General features: G+C 63.8%; 18 protein-coding genes and 1 pseudogene. 12 read left to right on the top strand and 7 right to left on the bottom strand.

Going from position 1 to position 18798, the window contains the following annotated elements; translation table 11 throughout:
• Positions 1-14: 14 nt before the first annotated feature.
• The 6 genes from GA566_RS01315 (at position 15) to GA566_RS01340 (ending at position 6653) form a co-directional block, all read left to right on the top strand.
• Complete coding sequence (locus GA566_RS01315) at positions 15-962, top strand: ABC transporter ATP-binding protein (protein ID WP_160471290.1); 948 nt, start codon at positions 15-17, stop codon at positions 960-962.
• Positions 963-993: 31 nt separating this feature from the next.
• On the top strand, positions 994-1908 hold the full coding sequence (locus GA566_RS01320; RefSeq protein ID WP_160471291.1) for a branched-chain amino acid ABC transporter permease: 915 nt from the start codon (positions 994-996) through the stop codon (positions 1906-1908).
• A gap of 12 nt (positions 1909-1920) precedes the next feature.
• Positions 1921-2997 carry a branched-chain amino acid ABC transporter permease gene (locus GA566_RS01325; RefSeq protein WP_137926958.1) on the top strand — a complete coding sequence of 359 codons (1077 nt, stop codon included), beginning with the start codon at positions 1921-1923 and terminating at the stop codon, positions 2995-2997.
• A gap of 52 nt (positions 2998-3049) precedes the next feature.
• Positions 3050-4384: an ABC transporter substrate-binding protein gene (locus GA566_RS01330; protein ID WP_160471293.1), complete on the top strand. Its 1335-nt coding sequence runs from the start codon at positions 3050-3052 to the stop codon at positions 4382-4384.
• Positions 4385-4539: 155 nt separating this feature from the next.
• Entirely contained in the window at positions 4540-5355 is an 816-nt protein-coding gene (locus tag GA566_RS01335) for an ABC transporter ATP-binding protein (RefSeq protein WP_160471295.1), read from the top strand.
• A gap of 47 nt (positions 5356-5402) precedes the next feature.
• On the top strand, positions 5403-6653 hold the full coding sequence (locus GA566_RS01340) for a phenylacetate--CoA ligase family protein (protein ID WP_202126642.1): 1251 nt from the start codon (positions 5403-5405) through the stop codon (positions 6651-6653).
• On the opposite strand, the gene GA566_RS01345 is transcribed toward GA566_RS01340, so the two are convergent.
• From GA566_RS01345 to GA566_RS01375, 7 genes are all read right to left on the bottom strand, one after another.
• Positions 6644-7138 (bottom strand): YbaN family protein, encoded by a 495-nt coding sequence (locus GA566_RS01345; RefSeq protein ID WP_237380011.1) that lies wholly within the window; start codon positions 7136-7138, stop codon positions 6644-6646. The genes GA566_RS01340 and GA566_RS01345 overlap by 10 nt on opposite strands.
• Positions 7139-7174: 36 nt before the next feature.
• Positions 7175-8152, bottom strand: coding sequence for a nitronate monooxygenase family protein (locus GA566_RS01350; protein WP_137926954.1), 978 nt, complete (start codon positions 8150-8152; stop codon positions 7175-7177).
• A gap of 278 nt (positions 8153-8430) precedes the next feature.
• Positions 8431-9624 (bottom strand): class I SAM-dependent rRNA methyltransferase, encoded by a 1194-nt coding sequence (locus tag GA566_RS01355; RefSeq protein ID WP_160471299.1) that lies wholly within the window; start codon positions 9622-9624, stop codon positions 8431-8433.
• 4 nt (positions 9625-9628) lie between these two features.
• Entirely contained in the window at positions 9629-9937 is a 309-nt protein-coding gene (locus tag GA566_RS01360; protein ID WP_137925932.1) for a YbeD family protein, read from the bottom strand.
• Positions 9938-9948: 11 nt separating this feature from the next.
• Entirely contained in the window at positions 9949-11154 is a 1206-nt protein-coding gene (locus tag GA566_RS01365; protein ID WP_160471300.1) for a D-alanyl-D-alanine carboxypeptidase family protein, read from the bottom strand.
• 46 nt (positions 11155-11200) lie between these two features.
• A complete protein-coding gene (locus tag GA566_RS01370) occupies positions 11201-11845 on the bottom strand; it encodes an alpha/beta hydrolase (RefSeq protein ID WP_160471303.1) in 645 nt (214 codons plus the stop codon).
• Between the two features lie 103 nt (positions 11846-11948).
• Complete coding sequence (locus GA566_RS01375) at positions 11949-12269, bottom strand: ferredoxin (RefSeq protein ID WP_137925935.1); 321 nt, start codon at positions 12267-12269, stop codon at positions 11949-11951.
• 457 nt (positions 12270-12726) lie between these two features.
• Between GA566_RS01375 and GA566_RS01380 the strand changes: the two genes are divergently transcribed.
• From GA566_RS01380 to GA566_RS01405, 6 genes and pseudogenes are all read left to right on the top strand, one after another.
• Complete coding sequence (locus tag GA566_RS01380; protein WP_160471304.1) at positions 12727-14013, top strand: dicarboxylate/amino acid:cation symporter; 1287 nt, start codon at positions 12727-12729, stop codon at positions 14011-14013.
• A gap of 121 nt (positions 14014-14134) precedes the next feature.
• The gene (locus GA566_RS01385) at positions 14135-16138 is read left to right on the top strand and encodes a sensor histidine kinase (protein ID WP_160471306.1); all 2004 of its coding nucleotides are present in this window, start codon (positions 14135-14137) and stop codon (positions 16136-16138) included.
• 39 nt (positions 16139-16177) lie between these two features.
• Complete coding sequence (locus GA566_RS01390; RefSeq protein WP_160473194.1) at positions 16178-17500, top strand: sigma-54 dependent transcriptional regulator; 1323 nt, start codon at positions 16178-16180, stop codon at positions 17498-17500.
• A gap of 30 nt (positions 17501-17530) precedes the next feature.
• Positions 17531-17713, top strand: a pseudogene (locus GA566_RS01395) (aromatic amino acid lyase); the annotation flags it as partial.
• A gap of 119 nt (positions 17714-17832) precedes the next feature.
• Positions 17833-18333, top strand: a complete 501-nt coding sequence (locus GA566_RS01400; RefSeq protein ID WP_160471308.1) for a type VI secretion system amidase effector protein Tae4 — start codon at positions 17833-17835, stop codon at positions 18331-18333.
• Positions 18330-18791, top strand: coding sequence for a type VI secretion system amidase immunity protein Tai4 (locus tag GA566_RS01405; RefSeq protein WP_160471309.1), 462 nt, complete (start codon positions 18330-18332; stop codon positions 18789-18791). Before GA566_RS01400 ends, GA566_RS01405 begins: the two co-directional genes overlap by 4 nt.
• Positions 18792-18798: the final 7 nt, after the last annotated feature.

Raw genomic sequence — 18798 nt, forward strand, 5'->3', positions numbered from 1 at the left:
GACGGAGGCAAAGCATGACCGCAACCCCTACAGCGTGGCAGGGTGGCATGGCGCGCGTGGATGCCACGGGCACGATGGTGGCGCCCGGCGGGCTGGCCCATCCCGCGCATCCCGAGACTGGCACCGCTGCGCACTACGCGCCGCGCACCGGGGATTCGCATGGCCCCGATGGCACCGCGCATACGCATACGCGTGGCGACGTGATCCTGGATCTGCAGAACATCTCGCTGTCGTTCGGCGGCGTGAAGGCGCTGACCGATATCTCGTTCGATGTCTGCGAGCACGAGATCCGCGCCATCATCGGGCCGAACGGTGCGGGCAAGAGTTCGATGCTGAACGTGATCAACGGCGTGTATCACCCGCAACAGGGCCGCATCGTGTTTCGCGGACAGGAGCGGCGGCAGATGCATCCCACGGCGGCGGCGCGGCAAGGCATTGCGCGCACGTTCCAGAACATCGCGCTGTTCAAGGGCATGACCGTGCTCGACAACATCATGACGGGCCGCAACACGCAGTTCCGCACGGGCGTGTTCGCGCATGCGCTGTGGTGGGGACCGGCGCGCGCAGAGGAAATGCAGCATCGCCGCAAGGTTGAAGAGGTAATCGACTTCCTTGAAATCCAGGCCATCCGCAAGACGCCGGTGGGACGATTGCCTTACGGCTTGCAGAAGCGCGTGGAACTGGCGCGCGCGCTGGCGGCCGAGCCGTCGATGCTGCTCCTGGACGAGCCGATGGCCGGCATGAACGTGGAAGAGAAGCAGGACATGTGCCGCTTCATCCTCGACGTGAACCAGCAGTTCGGCACTACCATCGTGCTGATCGAACACGACATGGGCGTGGTCATGGATATCTCCGATCGCGTGGTCGTGCTCGACTACGGCAAGAAGATCGGCGATGGCACGCCGGAAGAGGTCAAGTCGAATCCCGACGTGATCCGCGCCTACCTCGGCACGTCGCACTGAGCGCGACGCCGCTAACACGCAGGAACTGACGATGACGTTCTTCTTCGAAATCCTGATTGGCGGGCTGCTCTCCGGGCTGATGTACTCGCTCGTGGCGCTGGGCTTCGTGCTGATCTACAAGGCGTCCGGCGTGTTCAACTTCGCGCAGGGCGCGATGGTGTACTTCGCCGCACTGGCCGTGGTGGGCCTCATGGACAAGGGCCTGCCGATGTGGGCGGCGGTGATTGGCGCGTTCGTGGTCATGATCATCGTGGGCATGACCACCGAGCGCTTCGTGCTGCGCAAGCTGGTGAATCAACCACCGATCACGCTGTTCATGGCGACCATTGGGCTGTCGTTCTTTCTCGAAGGATTGGGACCGCTGCTGTTCGGCAACGAAGTGCGCCCGATCCAGCTCGGCATCGTCGACGAACCCATCGAATCGATCCTGACGAACTTCAACATCGTGCTGTCCAAGTTCGATCTGGCCGCTGCGGGGATTGCCGCTGTGCTGGTGGCCGGGCTCGCACTGTTCTTCCAGTACACCAAGGTGGGCCGCGCGCTGCGCGCCGTGGCCGACGATCACCAGGCCGCGCTGTCGCTGGGCATTCCGCTGCAGAACATCTGGGCGATTGTGTGGGGCGTGGCCGGCTTTGTCGCACTGGTGGCGGGCATGCTCTGGGGCTCGCGCAACGGCGTGCAGTTTGCGCTGACGCTGACCGCGTTGAAGGCGTTGCCGGTGCTGATCCTCGGTGGCTTCACGTCGGTGCCCGGCGCCATCGTGGGCGGCCTGATCATCGGCGCGTCGGAGAAGCTGGCCGAGATCTACATTCCGCCCGTGTTCCAGTCGATGTTCGGCGGGAACTTCGGTGGGATCGAGGGATGGTTCCCTTATGTGTTTGCGTTGCTGTTTCTGCTCGTCAGGCCTGAGGGGCTTTTCGGGGAGAAGCATATCGATCGCGTCTGACGGAGGCCCATCATGCTCTATCGCGAGTCCGGCCAGTTCAAGACGAGCTACGTTGCCGATAGCCAGATCTTCCCGATCCGGCAGGATCGCATCATCTTCGGATTGCTGATGGTGGTGGCGTTTGTCGTCATCCCGTTCGTCGGCACCGAATACTGGCTCAGTGCCATCCTGATTCCATTCCTGATCTTTTCGCTGGCAGCGCTGGGACTCAACATCCTGACCGGGTATGCGGGGCAACTCTCGCTCGGCACTGCGGCGTTCATGGCTGTGGGTGCGTACGCGGCCTATAACTTTCAGCTACGCATCGAAGGCATTCCGGTGCTGCTGACGTTCATCCTCGCAGGACTCTCTGCAGCTTTGGTGGGTGTGGCCTTCGGGCTACCGTCGCTGCGGATCAAAGGTTTCTATCTTGCCGTGGCCACGCTGGCCGCACAGTTCTTCGTGGTGTGGGCGCTGACCAAGTTTCCCTGGTTCTCGAACAACAGTTCGTCGGGCGTGATCACGGCGCAGCGGCTGGACCTGTTCGGCATGCAGATCGATACGCCGGTGAAGAAGTACCTGTTCGTGCTCGCGCTGGTGACGGTGCTCGCGCTGCTGGCGAAGAACCTCGTGCGCTCGGCAACGGGCCGTGCATGGATGGCCGTGCGCGATATGGATGTGGCGGCGGAGGTCATCGGCATTCCGCTGATGCGCACCAAGCTGCTGGCGTTCGCGGTCAGCTCGTTCTATTGCGGCGTGGCCGGTGCGCTCTATGCGTTCTGCTATCTCGGATCGGTGGAGCCGGATGGCTTCTCGCTGGACCTGTCGTTCCGCATCCTGTTCATGATCATCATCGGCGGCGTGGGCAGCATTCTTGGCTCGTTCCTGGGTGCTGCGTTCATCCTGCTGCTGCCGATCTTTCTCGACAACACGCTCCCCGGGCTGGCGGCGCTGCTGCACCTGCCGTTCACGAATGCCACGGTGTCGCATATCCAGCTCATGGTGTTCGGCGGGTTGATCATCTTCTTCCTGATCGTGGAGCCGCATGGGCTGGCGCGTTTGTGGCAGATCGCGAAGGAGAAACTCAGACTCTGGCCGTTCCCGCACTAGCCCATAACCGTCGTACCGATAACTACACCCGACCGAGGTGAAGGAGACTGTCATGACCGTATTTCAAAACGTGCAGCGCGCCGCCCTGGTGGTCAGCGTCGCGGCTGCCCTGCTGGCGCCTTCGCTGCCGGCACTTGCGCAGGCCAACGATCAGTTCGTGGCGCTGCCTAGCTATCGCGTCGGGCCGTATGGTGCCAACGGGCAATCGTTCTACGGCGGCTTTGTGGACTACCTGAACTACGTCAACCTCAAGGACAACGGGGTGAATGGCGTGAAGCTGTCTTGGGAAGAGTGCGAGACCGAGTACAACAACGCCAAGGGCGTGGAGTGCTACGAGCGGCTCAAGGCCAAGAACGCCACGAGCAAGGGCACGGCGTATCACACGATGTCCACGGGCATCTCTTACGCGCTGGTCGACAAGACCGCTGCAGACAAGGTGCCGCTCGTGATGATGGGCTACGGCCGCACCGACGCCGTGGATGGCTCGGTCTTCCCGTATGCATTCCCGCTGGTGACGACGTACCAGATGCAGGCATCGGCCATCGTCAAGTTCCTGGCGTCGAAGAACAATGGATCGCTGGCTGGCAAGAAGATCGTCTATCTCTATCACGACTCGGCCTATGGCAAGGAGCCGATCGTCGCGATGCAGGCCGAAGCGCGCCTCAACAAGTTCAACCTCGTGGAAATTCCGGTGGCGCACCCCGGCAACGAGCAGGGCGCGCAGTGGTTGAAGATCCGTCAGGAAAATCCGGACTATGTGGTGTTCTGGGGCTGGGGCGTGATGAACCAGACCGCGCTGAAGGCCGCGCAGAAGGTGGGGTATCCGCGCGACAAGATAATCGGTTCGTGGTGGGCGGGCTCGGAGGAAGACACCGTGCCGGCCGGTGATGCCGCCAAGGGCTACATGAGCGCGACCTGGAACGTGGCCGGCAAGAATGTGCCGCTGATCGGCGATATCGAGAAGGTCGTGTATGGCGCCGGCAAGGGCAACATGCAGGACAAGAACAAGGTGGGCTCGATCCTCTACAACCGTGGCGTGTCTGCTGCCGTGGTCACCGTGGAAGCCGTGCGCGTGGCGCAGGAGAAATTTGGCAAGGGCAAGGTGATGACCGGCGACCAGATGCGCTGGGCCTTCGAGAACCTCAACGTCACGAATGCACGTCTGCAACAGCTCGGCGCCACGGGCCTGCTGCCGGAAATCAAGACGAGCTGCGACAACCATGAAGGATCGGGCAAGGTGAAGATCCAGCAGTGGGACGGCGCGAAGTGGGTGGTGGTCTCCGACTGGATCGAAGGCAACAAGAGCCTGATCCACCCGCTGTTCAAGGCCAACGCCGCGCAGTACGCGAAGGAGAAGGGGATCACGCCCGCTTGTGTGAAGTCGTAAGTAAGTTCCCCTCTCCCGCACGCGGGAGAGGGGTTAGGGGAGAGGGCCAGCGGTTCAAATTGCGAACTCTCTGTGATTGCACCGCCCGCCCTCTCCCCCGCCCCTCTCCCGCCTTGCGGGAGAGGGGAGCAAACACACGCATCGGGACAAGGAAAATGACCCTCCTCTCCGTCAACAACATCGAAGTCATCTACGATCACGTGATCCTGGTGCTCAAGGGTGTGTCGCTCGATGTGCCCGAGGGACGCATCGTCGCGCTGCTGGGTGCCAACGGCGCGGGCAAGACCACCACGCTCAAGGCGATCTCGAACCTGCTGCATGCGGAGCGCGGCGACGTCACCAAGGGATCGATCGAGTACAAGGGCCAGCGCGTGGACCAGCTCACGCCGAATGACCTCGTCAAGCGTGGCGTGATCCAGGTGATGGAAGGGCGCCACTGCTTCGCGCACCTCAGCATCGAGGAAAACCTGCTGACGGGTGCCTACACGCGGGGTCTCTCGCGTGGCGAGACGCGCGACGAGCTGGAGAGGATCTACGGCTACTTTCCGCGCCTGAAGACGCGACGCAAGTCGCAGGCGGGATACACCTCGGGCGGCGAACAGCAGATGTGTGCGATTGGCCGCGCGATGATGGCCAAGCCGTCGATGATCCTGCTCGATGAGCCGTCGATGGGCCTGGCGCCGCAGATCGTCGAGGAGATCTTCGAGATCGTGCGCGACCTGAACACGCGCGAAGGCGTCAGCTTCCTGCTGGCCGAACAGAACACGATGGTGGCGCTGCGCCATGCGGACTATGGCTACATCCTTGAGAACGGCCGCGTGGTGATGGATGGCGACGCGGAATCGCTGCGCACCAACGAGGACGTCAAGGAGTTCTACCTCGGCGTGGCTGCCAACGATGCCGAAGGCAGCGCGCGCAAATCGTTCTGCGACGTCAAGAGCTATCGCCGGCGCAAGCGCTGGCTGGCCTGATACCGCTTACCGCTCCACATCCAATTTCGCCAGGGATGGCTGCCATCATGGGTGACTATTTCGATTCGCTGGAAACGCGTGCGCCTGCGGAGCGCGAGGCATCGCTGCTCGCAGCGGTCTCGCGACAGGTGGCGCATGCGCAATCGCACGCGCCGTACTTTGCCGAGATCCTCTGCGATATCGATGCGCGCGAGATCAGCTCGCGCAGTGCATTGGCTGGCCTGCCGGTCACGCGCAAATCCGAACTCACTGCGCGACAGCGTGGTGCGCCGCCGCTGGGCGGACTCAATGCCACGCCGATTGGCGCGTTGAAGCATGTGTTCCAGTCGCCGGGTCCGATCCACGAACCCGATGGTTTCTCCGCGGACTGGTGGCGAACCGCGCGCGCGATGTTCGCAGCGGGATTCCGCGCGGGCGAACTCGTCTACAACACGTTCTCGTATCACTTCACGCCCGCCGGCATGATGATGGAATCGGGTGCGCATCGGCTCGGTTGCTGTGTGTTCCCGGCAGGCGTCGGCCAGACCGAATCGCAGGTCCAGGCGCTGGCCAGTCTGCAGCCCTCGGCCTATGCGGGGACGCCATCGTTCCTGAAACTGCTGATCGAACGCGGCGAGGAGATGGGGCAACCGTGTGCGAGCCTTTCCAAGGCGCTGGTATCGGGCGAAGCCTGCCCGCCGACGCTGCGCGCGTGGTTGCGCGATCACGGCGTCACGGCGCGGCAGATGTACGGCACGGCGGACGTGGGGCTGATCGCGTACGAAACCGAAGGCGGCGATGGCTGGGTAGTCGATGAAGGCGTGCTCGTGGAAATCGTCGAGCCGGGCGGCACGCAGCCGATGCCGGAGGGCGAGGTGGGCGAGGTGGTGGTGACGGTGCTCGGCAACGGCGACTATCCGCTGATCCGCTTCGGCACGGGCGATCTCTCCGCCATCGTCGCCGATTCGTGGGCGCAAGCGAGTCCGTGTGGCCGCACCAATATCCGCCTCAAGGGATGGCTGGGCCGCGCCGACCAGACCACCAAGGTCAAGGGCATGTTCGTGCATCCGGGTCAGGTCGCAGACGTCGTGCGGCGCCATCCCGAGATTCGCGCTGCACGACTCGTCGTCACGGGGACGGTCGGCGCGGACACGATGACACTGCATTGCGATGCCACGCGTCACGACGAAGCCCTCGCACGGGCCGTGGCGGAATCGATGCGCGACGTCTTGCGGCTACGCGGCGAGGTGAATTTTGTTGCGGAGGGATCGCTGCCGCAGGACGGCAAGACGATCGAGGATGCGCGTCGCTACGACTGAGAGGACTGATCGCCAACGCTGGCGGGGACATCCGGTTGCGGATACCCGCCGCGTGGCCGTGTGGGCAGGCGGATCATCCAGATCGAGACCGCAGCGCCGATCGCCAGCAGCGTGAGCGATGACACGGGCCGTGCGCGCAGCAGATACGCCGTGGTGCCCATCGACAGCCACATCATCGAGAGTGCCAGGCACTTGGCGCGCAGCGGAATGCTGCGATGGGCCTGCCAGTCGCGCACGAGCGGCCCGAACCGTTCGTGCGTGATCAGCCAGTTGTGAAATTTCTCGGAACCGCGCGCAAAGCACGCGGCCGCCAGCAGCACGAAGGGTGTGGTCGGCAGCAGCGGCAGGAAAATGCCGATGAAGCCAAGCACAAGGCTGATGACACCGAGCGTGACCCAGAACGCGCGAATCACGCGCTCCCGGTGCGAAAGCGTACCGGGCAGGTCGGCGGGGCCGATCGGTTGGTCTGGGTCGGTGGAAGGCAACGTTGGATGGCGAGGGGCGCAGGGCGCGAAACGCCCTTATGCTACCAGCCCCAGCCGGGCACGTGCCGCATCGTACTCGGCCTTCATGCGCGCCACGATCTCGCCAGCGGTGGGGATATCGCTGATCTGGCCCACGCCCTGACCGGCACCCCAGATGTCTTTCCAAGCCTTGGCCTTCGACGCACCGCTCGAAAAATCCATCTTGGTCTTGTCGGCGACGGGCAGGTTTTCTGGATCGAGGCCGGAATTCAGGATGCTCTCGCGGATGTAGTTGCCATGCACGCCCGTGAACAGGTTCGTGTAGACGATGTCCGAGGCGGCGGAGCCGATGATCGACTGCTTGTACTCGGCACTCGCATGGCCTTCCTGCGAGGCGATGAAACGCGTGCCCACGTAGGCGAAATCGGCGCCCATGGCCTGCGCGGCCAGCACGGCGTCACCGGTAGCGATGGAACCCGACAGCGCGATGGGGCCGTCGAAGATCTTGCGCACTTCGCCCACCAGCGCAAACGGCGACAGCGTACCCGCGTGACCCCCGGCACCCGCTGCCACCAGGATCAGCCCATCCACGCCAGCTTCGATGGCCTTCTCGGCATGGCGGATGCTGATCACGTCATGCAGCACGATGCCGCCATAGCTGTGTACCGCGTCGATCATTTCCTTTACCGGCGCACGCAGCGACGTGATGAAAACCGGCACCTTGTGCTCCACGCACAGCCGCACATCCTGCTCCAGCCGCGCGTTCGATGCATGCACGATCTGGTTCACCGCCACCGGCCCCACCGGCTTGCCCGGATTGGCCGCCTTGAATGCGTCCAGTTCTTCCTCGATCTGCGTCAGCCACTCGCCCAGCAACTCGGCCGGCCGCGCATTGAGCGCCGGAAACGAACCGACGATACCGGCCTTGCACTGTGCCAGCACCAGCTCCGGGTAACTGACGATGAACATCGGCGATGCGATGACAGGCAGAGCCAGGTTCTGCAATGCGGCTGGAATATGTTTGGCGCCGGGCATGAAGTCTCCTCGAATGATGGGTACGTTGTCGGTGAACTGAACGATCGTTCGATTATAGGGAGTTTCGGATGGCGTGGCGGCGGGGGCGGGTAGAGGGTGGGGTCTACGTGTCCGAGGGCATCGAGCGCCCAAAAAAACGCCCCGCTCGTGAGAGACGGGGCCATTACCACGAAGACTGATAAGAAGAGACGGTCAGACACCTGCCAATGCCCAACCGTGAGACGAATCTTAGGTGGTCAATATGACCTCCAGAAGTCAGTTCCGAGGCAGTTTCGGACTCAGACTTTTTCGAGCAGCAGGCCCTTGAGGTATTCGCCTTCGGGGAATGCCGCCGACATCGGATGGTCGGTGCCGGCCGAGAGACGACGCAGGATGCGGGCGTCGGCGCGGGCATCGGTGACGGCGCCGGCCACGATCTTGTGGAACAGCTCCATGCCGATGGCGCCGGAACACGAATACGTGAACAGCAGGCCGCCCGGGCGCAGCAGTTGCATGCCGACCAGGTTGATTTCCTTGTAGGCACGTGCGGCGCGGTCGATATGCGCAGCGGACGGTGCGAACTTGGGCGGGTCCAGCACGATCAGGTCGAACTGGCGGCCTTCGGCGCGGAACTCGCGCAGCGTCTTGAACACGTCGGCGTCGAGCCACGTAGCGCGGTCGGCATCGAAGCCGTTCAGCGTTACGTTGTTCGCGGCGGTCTTGAGGGCTTCGCCCGACGAATCGATCGACGTCACCGATGTGGCACCGCCGCGCAGCGCGGCCAGCGAGAAGCCACCCGTGTAGCAGAAGCAGTTCAGCACCTCGCGGCCTTCGGCCAGATCGCCGACGAGCTTGCGGTTGTCGCGCTGATCGACATAGAAACCGGTCTTGTGGCCGTTGCGCACGTCCACGTAGTACTTCACGCCGTGCTCGGTCACCGACAGTTCCGGATCGGGCTCGGCACCGGCCAGCACGCCGGTCACGAGTTCCAGGCCCTCGCGCTGGCGCACTGCTGCGTCCGATCGTTCGTAGACGTTCGGGCAGCCGGTTTCGCGGATCAGCGCCTGCACGAGCGCGTCCTTCCACTGCTCCACACCCGCCGAGTTGAACTGGCAGACCAGTTGGCCGCGCTCGCCTTCGCCGTAGTAGTCCACAACGAGTCCGGGAATGCGGTCGGCTTCGCCAAAGATCAGGCGCACGGCACTGGTGTCGCGCACCCACTGCTTGCGATGGGCCACGGCAGCGGCCACGCGGCGCTTGAAGAGTGCGTGGTCCACGGGCTCGTTCTCGTCGAACGTCCACACGCGCACGCGGATCTGCGATTCGGGACTGTAGGCGCCGCGCGCCAGGAAGCGGCCATCGGCGGCCCGGACGACCACGGTCGATCCCGACTCGCAGCGGCCTTCGGTCGAGGCGATACCCGTGGCGTATACCCACGGATGGCGGCGCAGCAGGGACTTTTCCTTGCCCGGCTTGAGGGTGATGACGTTCATGCGGTTACAGCACCACCTTGACCATCGGGTGTGAGGTCAGCGTGCGATACAGCTCGTCGAGCTGTTCGCGGCTGGTGACCCACACGGTCACGGTCAGGCCCAGGTAGTTGCCGTTGCGCGACGGACGCATCTCCATCTTGCCGGCGTGGAAGTTCGGGTCGAATTCCTGGATCAGCGTCACGATGGCTTCGGCAAAGCCGTCCTGCATCGCGCCCATCACCTTGATCGGGAAATCGCTCGGGTATTCGATCAGCGACTGCTCGGGCGGGATATCGCCCGGGATCAGCGGACCGTCTTTCGGATCTGTCGTCATTGAGAGCCTTCTTACTTGCGCTTGAACCAGAGGCGGATCGTATCCCACAGGCGGCCGAAGAAGCCGGCTTCCGGCACTTCTTCCAGCGCCACTACCGGGAACTCGCCCACCTTGTTGTTGCCGTCCATCAGCTTGACCGTGCCTACCTGCTGGCCGGCCGAGATCGGCGCGAGCAGCAGTTCCTGGCGCTCCAGCACCGGCTTCAGGCGGCCGCCCGTGCCCTTGGGCACCGTGACGAACGTCTCGTTGGCCACGCCGATCTTGACCGTGCCGGACTTGCCCTTGTAGATCTCGGGCGTGGCCAGGACCTGGCCCTTGTCGTACAGGCGCAGCGTGTCGAAGAACTGGAAGCCGTAGTTCAGCACCTTCAGGCTTTCCTGCGTACGCACCTGGTCGGACGCCGTGCCGATCATGATCGAGATCAGGCGGCGCTGGCCGTTCGGCACATTGGCCAGCGGACGCTGGGCCGACGAGATCAGGCAGTAGCCGGCAGACTTGGTGTGGCCGGTCTTCACGCCATCGACGGTCGGGTCGATGTACAGCAGGCGGTTGCGGTTCGGCTGCTTGATCTTGTTATAGGTGAACTCCTTCTGCGAGTACATCGCGTAGTACTCGGGGAAGTCCTTGATCAGGCGCGTGGTCAGCGTGGCCAGGTCCACTGCCGTGGTGTAGTGCTCCGGGTCGGGCACGCCATCGGTGTTCGTGAAGTGCGTGTTCTTCATGCCCATGCGCTGCGCTTCGCGATTCATCATCGCCACGAAGCCTTCCTCGGAGCCGCCCACGGCCTCGGCCAGCGCCAGCGCGGCGTCGTTGCCCGACTGGACGATCAGGCCCATCAGCAGGTCCTGCACCTTCACCGGCTTGCCAGCCTCGATGAACATGCGCGACTCATCGCTTTTCACCTTCCGCACGATGTCCGTGGGGGTGACGATCTGGTCCAGCGTCAGGCGCTTTTCCTTGAGCGCCTCGAACGCCAGGTAGGCGGTCATGATCTTGGTCAGCGACGCGGGCTCGATGCGCAGATCGGCGTTTTGCGACGCCAGGGCCTGGCCACTGGTCACGTCGAACAGCATCCAGGACTTGGCGGCAACCTGCGGCATCGGCACGCCTTGCGCCATTACGGCGGCAGGGGCGGCGGCAAGCGCGGTGGCAATCGTCGCGGCAACGGCGACCGGGGCAAAGGCGGATGCAAAGTGCGGCGTGGCTCTGTTCAGCATGTGCGGATATCCAACGAAAAAAAGGTGGCTGCGCGGACGGGACGAATCACCGTACCCACGCGTTGACAACGAGCTGCTTGATCAGGTGCAGCTTGCGATGAAAGAAATGGTCGGCGCCGGGAATGACGATGACCGGCAGTTCCTGTGGCCGCGCCCAGTCCAGCACGCTGGCCAGTGCCACGGTCTCGTCCTGCTCGCCATGGATCACGATGGTGTCGGCCGGCACGGTAGCCACCTCCCAGCGGCTCGTGGCCGTGCCCACCAGCACCAGCCGCTGCGCGGGCGTACCCGCCTCGGCCAGGCGGCGCCCCACGTGCGTCTGCACGAAGCTGCCGAAGGAGAAACCGCCCAGCGCCAGCGGCAGCGAAGCTGCGTCTGCGGACCACGCGGTCTGCGTGCGCATCCAGTCGATCACGGCCAACAGGTCGTCCTGCTCGCCGATGCCCTTGTCATGCTCGCCCTCGGTATTGCCCACGCCACGGAAGTTCGGACGCACCGTGGCATAGCCGAGCGCGACGAAGGTGCGCGCCAGCGTCTGCGCCACCTTGTTGTCCTTGGTGCCGGCAAACAGCGGATGCGGATGCGCCACGAGCGCCAGCCCGCGCACGGGTTCGTTCTGCGGCAGATCGATCGAGATATCGATGGCGCCGACGGGGCCGGCGATGGTGGTGACCTGGGTATGCGCGTTCATGGTGGCAGGGGCAGGGGGCTACGGATCTACGGAACGACTGGACGACAGGCAGCGGCACAACAAAAAACCGGGCTTTGGACCCGGCGCGGGCGCGTGGTGCGGATCAGTGATCCACCATCAGTCGTTCGACGGGGACGCCGTTGACCAGATGGCTGTCGATGATCTCGTCGATGTCCTGCTCGTCGACGAACGTGTACCAGACGGCCTCGGGGTAGACCACCAGCACCGGGCCGAGTTCACAACGGTTCAGGCAACCCGCCTTGTTGATGCGCACGCGGCCTTCGGCCCCGGCAATGCCCAGTTGCTTGCAGCGCTTCTTGGCGTACTCCTGCATGGCCTTGGCATTGTGGTCGGCACAGCAGGCCTTGCCGTCGTCGCGCTCGTTCAGGCAGAAGAAGACGTGGTGTTTGTAGTAGCTGCTCATGACGGCGAGCCGGCAATCGAGGCACCAGCGGCATGAGGCTGGCAGCCGCGCGCGGCGGAATCGGGAAAGGTCGGAATTATACGTGTTCGTGCCGGCGCATCCGCATGCGGACGGCGACCGGAATTCCGGAATCGACGATGTGCGCATGGCACCCGGGACCGGCATTTGCGTGCGGAAACCTGGCTTTCATGGCGATTTCATGCTCGATGCGCCACTTTTGGGGGGCATCGACAGCATTGTCACTGTCCGAATCTCCGGAAGCCCCGATTCCGGAATTCCGGAACGCCGGAGAGGCTGCGCCGGCGTTGAAAAGGGTTTTCCTTTGAAATCAAGGGCTTGTGGATTCGCCGGGCGTTGGCATGGCCGTTGCAATTAGTTACAGCAGACGCGCCCGAGGCGCGCGACGTGGGCGCCTTCCGAGCGCCCGGCACCGGTCAAACACACCGAGGAAGACACCATGAGGAAACCCTTCTACAAGATCCTGTACGTCCAGGTTCTGTTCGCGATTGCCGTGGGCATCATGCTCGGCCATTTCGCGCCGCAGACCGGCGTGGAAATGAAGCCGCTCGGCGATGCCTTCATCAAGCTGATCAAGATGATCATCGGCCCGATCATTTTCTGTACCGTGGTGTCCGGCATTGCCGGCATGCGCGACATGAAGAAGGTGGGACGCGTAGGGGGCAAGGCGCTGCTCTACTTCGAAATCGTCTCCACGTTCGCGCTGCTGATCGGTCTGATCGCATCGCATGTGTTGAAGCCCGGCGTCGGCTTCAACATCGATCCGGCCACGCTGGACACCAAGTCGATCTCGCAATACGTGTCGAAGGCGCACGGCCAGAGCACGGTCGAGTTCTTCATGCACATCATCCCCGACACGATCTTCAGCGCGTTCGCCAACGGCGACATCCTGCAGATCCTGCTGGTCTCGCTGTTCTTCGGTTCGGCGCTGGCCATCGTGGGTGACCGCGCGCGCGTGATCCACGAGATGGTGGATCAGGTGTCGAAGGTGTTCTTCCACATCGTCCATGTGATCACCAAGGTGGCACCGATCGGTGCTTTCGGTGCCATGGCATTCACCATCGGCAAGTACGGCCTGGGCTCGCTGGTGCCGCTGCTGAAGCTGATCGGCACGTTCTACTTCACGGCCATCGTGTTCGTGCTGGTGGTGCTGGGCACCGTGGCGCGCCTGACGGGCTTCTCGATCATCCGCTTCATCGCGTACATCAAGGAAGAGCTGCTGATCGTGCTGGGCACGAGCTCGTCCGAAGCCGCGCTGCCGCACCTGATGGAGAAGATGGAGAAGCTGGGCTGCTCGAAGTCCGTGGTGGGCCTGGTTGTGCCGACCGGTTACTCGTTCAATCTCGACGGCACCAACATCTACATGACGATGGCGGTGATCTTCATCGCGCAGGCCACCAATATCGAGCTGACGCTGCTGCAGCAACTGACGATCCTCGGTGTGGCCATGATCACGTCCAAGGGCGCCAGCGGCGTGACCGGCTCGGGCTTCATCACGCTGGCGGCCACGCTGGCCGTGGTGCCGACGATTCCGGTGGCGGGCATGGTGCTGATCCTTGGTATCGACCGCTTCATGAGCGAGTGCCGCGCGCTGACCAACATCGTCGGCAACGGCGTGGCCACCGTGGTGGTGTCTGCCTGGGAACGCGAACTCGACCGTGCGCGCCTGAACCGCGTGCTGCAGGGTGGCGACGATGACAGCGTCGCGCTCGCCGACGCCCGCTGACGTGACGCTGGCCGCGCCCCCCGGGGAGGCGGCCTCTCCCGCGGGCAGCGGGGAAGCCGGGCCGGGCGGCGGTCAGTCCGGCCAGCGGGTATCATCGGCGCGAGAGCTTCCGCGCCCATCGATGCCCCATTCCGACGACTTCCTCGCCGTGCACGACCCCACCGCCCCCGACGCACTGCACGCGCCGGAGAACGGCTCGCGCTGGTGGGGATTCGCCGTCGCGCTGCTGGCGGGGCTGCTGATCCTCTGCTCGCTGACGTGGCTGCTGTCGGTGCAGCGTGGCATTGCGGCGCTGCAACAGTCCACCGCCATGCGCGCGGATCGCTACGCCGCCACGCTCGAATCCACGCTCGACCGCTACGAATTCCTGCCAGCGCTGGTGTCGCTGCACCCCTCGGTGCGCGCATTGCTGGCCTCGCCGCAGGACCCCGCGCGCATTGCCGCGGTCAACGACTACCTTGTCGATGTCAATCGGCGCGCACGCGCCTCGGCCACCTATGTGATCGCCGCCAATGGCATCGCGCTGGCCGCCAGCAATCACGGGGAGCCCGGCAGTTTCGTGGGCACCGACTATCGCTTCCGTCCGTACTTCCAGCGCGCCGCGCGTGGCGAGATCGGGCGCTTCTACGCCATCGGCATCACCAGCGACGAACCGGGCTACTACATCGCCCAGCCGATCGAGGCAGGTGGCAAGTTCATCGGCGTCACGGTCGTGAAGCTGAACCTGGAGTGGTTCCAGCGGGCCGGATCGGGACGTGGCGAGCCGCTGCTGGTCTCCGACGATCACGGCGTGATCTTCCTCTCATCGGTGCCCGGATGGCAGTACCGCACGCTGCGTCCGCTGCCACGCGACCTGCAGGCGGAAATCGTCAACAGCCGCCAGTATCACGATGTGGATGTGCGCCCTTTGCCGCTGCAGCCGCTCGATTCGCCGGTCACGCGCTGGCTGGCCAATGCCACGCTGAGTGACGGCGAGCGCCTGGTGCGCGTGGGCAATGCCGAGCGCGGCGCGCCCGACGTGCCCGATGGCATCGACGGGGCCGACATGCGCTTCGGACTCTCTGCGGACGGCGCGGACCGCTATCTCGAAATCAACCGCTCGGTGGGGCCGGCCGGCTGGAACATGCAGGTCATGGCGCCGCTCGACCCGGTGCTGGCCAGTGCGCGTGGCGCCACCATCGGCGCGGCGCTTGCCTATGCGTGCGTGTGCCTGCTGCTGGTGAACCTGCGCCAGCGCCGCCAGCGCGCGCGGGACATGCAGTACAGCCGACGCCTGCTCGAAGCGGCCTATGACGAACTGGAGCGTCGCGTGGAGGCGCGTACCGCCGACCTCATGGCCATCAACGAACAACTCGAAGGCGAAGTGGCCGAACGCACGCGCGCCGAGAGCGAACTGCGCGCCACGCAGGACGAACTCGTACAGGCCAGCAAGCTCGCGGCACTGGGACAGATGGCGGCCGGCATCACGCATGAACTGAACCAGCCGCTGGCGGCGCTGCGCACGTTCTCGGATAACACGCGCGTGCTGCTGGAGCGCGGGCAGCTCGACGCGGCCACAGGCAATCTCACGGCCATCGCCGGACTCACCGAGCGCATGGGCAAGATCACCAGCCAGCTCAAGCTGTTCGCAGGCAAGGCACGGCAGCGGCGCAATGCGGTGCAGGTCCGCGCGGCCATCGATCATGTGCTGCAACTGATTGCGCCCCGGCTCGGCACCACCACGCTGGCCGTGCATGGTCTGGAAGACTGCCCGGACCTCGGCGTCTGGGCCGATGAATTGAAGCTCGAACAAGTACTGCTCAACCTCGTTGGCAACGCGCTCGACGCCATTGCTGGCGAAGGCCGGCCCGATGGTCACATCGACGTGACCGTGGAAGCGGCGGAAGAGCGCGTGCGCATTGCCGTGCGCGACAACGGCCCGGGCATCGCACCGGAAGCCTTGCCGCGCCTGTTCGAGCCGTTCTTCACGACCAAGGAGATCGGCCAGGGGCTGGGTCTTGGACTCGCCATCTCGTCGTCGATCGTGCGGGAGTTCAGCGGTCAATTGACGGCCGGCAACCTGGCAGAGGGCGGGGCGGAGTTCGTAGTGACGCTGCGGCGGGCGCGGCAGCCGGTGGCCGCATGAGATCGACATGCGCATGACGAGGACAGGGACATGATGGCGATGCAAGACGGACTGCGCGTGCTGTTCGTGGAAGACGAACCCCTGGTGCGCCAGGCCACGGCGCAGAGCCTGGAACTGGCCGGGTTTGCGGTATTGGCGCTGCCATCGGCGGAAGCGGCCATGCCGCATCTGAGTGCGGATTTCCCCGGCGTCCTGGTGACCGATGTGCGGCTCGGTGGCGCATCGGGACTCGACTTGCTCCAGCACAGCCGCAACGTGGCGCCCGGTGTGCCCGTGATCCTCGTCACCGGCCATGGCGATATCACGATGGCCGTGCAGGCCATGCGCGAAGGCGCCTACGACTTCATCGAGAAGCCATTCGGCGCCGACCGGTTGACCGAGACGGTACGCCGCGCACTGGAGCGCCGCGCGCTGGAACTCGAAAACCTCGCCCTGCGCCGCGAACTGGCAGGCCAGGCCGCCGGCACGCGCATCATCGGCCGCTCCCCCGCCATGGGGCAGGTGCGTGACCTGATTGCCAACGTGGCAGCCACCGATGTGCCGGTGATGATCAACGGCGAGACTGGTACGGGCAAGGAACTGGTGGCACGCAGCCTGCACGCGTTGTCAACGCGCCGCGATGCACCGTTCATCGCGCTGAATTGCGGCGCGGTGCCCGAAGCGATTTTCGAGTCCGAGATGTTCGGCCACGAGCCGGGCGCCTTCACGGGCGCGGGCAAGCGCCGCATCGGCAAGCTCGAACATGCATCGGGCGGTACGCTGTTCCTCGACGAGATCGAGAGCATGCCGCTGGCATTGCAGGTCAAGCTGTTGCGCGTGTTGCAGGAGGGCACGCTGGAGCGGCTGGGATCGAATGCATCGGTGCCGATCGACGTGCGCATCGTGGCCGCTGCCAAGGGCGATATGGAATCGCTGGTGGCGCAAGGCGCGTTCCGGCAGGATCTGCTGTACCGCCTCAACGTGGTGACGATTCCGCTGCCGCCGCTACGTGACCGCCGCGAAGACATCGTGCCGCTGTTCGAGCATTTCACGCTGGTGGCCGCCGTGCGCTACCAGCGCCCCGCGCCGATCCTCTCAGAATCGCAACGCCAGCAACTGATGCAGCGACCCTGGCCGGGCAATGTGCGCGAGCTGCGCAATGCCGCCGATCGCTTCGTGCTGGGCGTGCCCGAGGGCGGATCCGCAGCGAAGGCGGAATCCGTCGATGACACCACACCGCTGCGCGAGCGCATGGAACGCTACGAACGCGCCGTGATCGCGGACACGCTCGCGCGCACCGGTGGGGCCGTGAGCCAGGCGGCCGATCTGCTGCAAGTAGGCAAGGCCACGCTGTACGACAAGATCAAGCGCTACGGACTCTGAGTTCAGCCCCCGACACCGTTGCCACCATCGCCCGTGGCCTGCGGGCAACTGCTGAAGTATCTGGACATAGGTATCACACCGGCTGTTCCGCAAGTGAGGTCGCTTGACGCCAGTGGCGACCTTGCACCGCTCTCGCACGTGGCCATCACGTTGATCGGTGAAGGCACGGTGTTGACTGCCGACGGCGGCACGGCACCCCCATCTGGGTTGATTCTGGTGATCTTTGACTAGTGACAACGCGCCGTCGATGTTCGGCCGCTATACCGATATTCGACCGACTGTTGAACGGGATTCGGAAAATCATCGCCGAATCCCGAGATCAAGGATGGAAGATGACCCGACCTGGTTTCACTGCTGCGTGGGCCGCTTCGCAGCGAATTTATGCTCCCGCAAACTCAAGCGTCAAGGTAGCAAAAATCATTGGAGGGTATGTTGAGAAGAACATTAACAACCCTGATCCTCGACAGCGCTGGACTAATACCTGTGCGGTACGGATGAGCTATATCCTGAGTCATTCGGGATTGACTATTCCGAGCATTCCCGGACAGACCGTATCGGGAGCGGATAGACGTCAGTATTTTTTCCGTGTCAGGAACCTCATTGCCTTTCTTCGGCAGAAATGGGGGCAGCCGGAGGTTGTTGAGTATCCACCGTCTGACGGAGGTTCGCTTGCCGGTAAGAAGGGGCTGATTCTTTTCGAAGTTTCAGGTTGGTCGGATGCACAAGGCCACGCAACGCTGTTCAACGGTAATGTCTGCTACGACAACTGTTACTTCAACGAGCCAGAGGCAAGATATCGCACTGACCGTGCGAACTTCTGGAGTCTTCCATGAAGAAGTTTTGGGTCGGTATCCTGACCGCTTCAGCTTTCGTTTCCTGCGCGTCGGTGGTCTATGCCAAGGACGAACGACGCGCGTCTCCACAATCGGGAACTCGTACATACGCGCAGAACTACAAGGACATGGTGCTGGCGACCTGCATCGCGAACGCTTACAGGCACGACAAGGATGCCGCCATTGACGCGGGAAGCAGCGTCAGCGCATTGCGAGACTGGACTGCTTACGATCTGGAGAAAGCTCCAGACGAAATCAAGTCACTGGTGGATCGTTACCTGGCGCGCGATTATCACAACCCGCTCGTTGACGCTGAAATCAAGGGCGTCCGCTTCGACTTGCTGAAGTGCATGGATCTCTATCACAGCGCGGAACTGGACGCACAGGTCAAACGTCTGGTCATCCATCCCAAGCGCACCTACAGACAAGACAATCCGCCACCAGCCAAGTCAAGGTAACTCTGCG

It is taken from the genome of Cupriavidus sp. SW-Y-13, from assembly GCF_009793345.1.
Lineage (GTDB): Bacteria > Pseudomonadota > Gammaproteobacteria > Burkholderiales > Burkholderiaceae > Cupriavidus.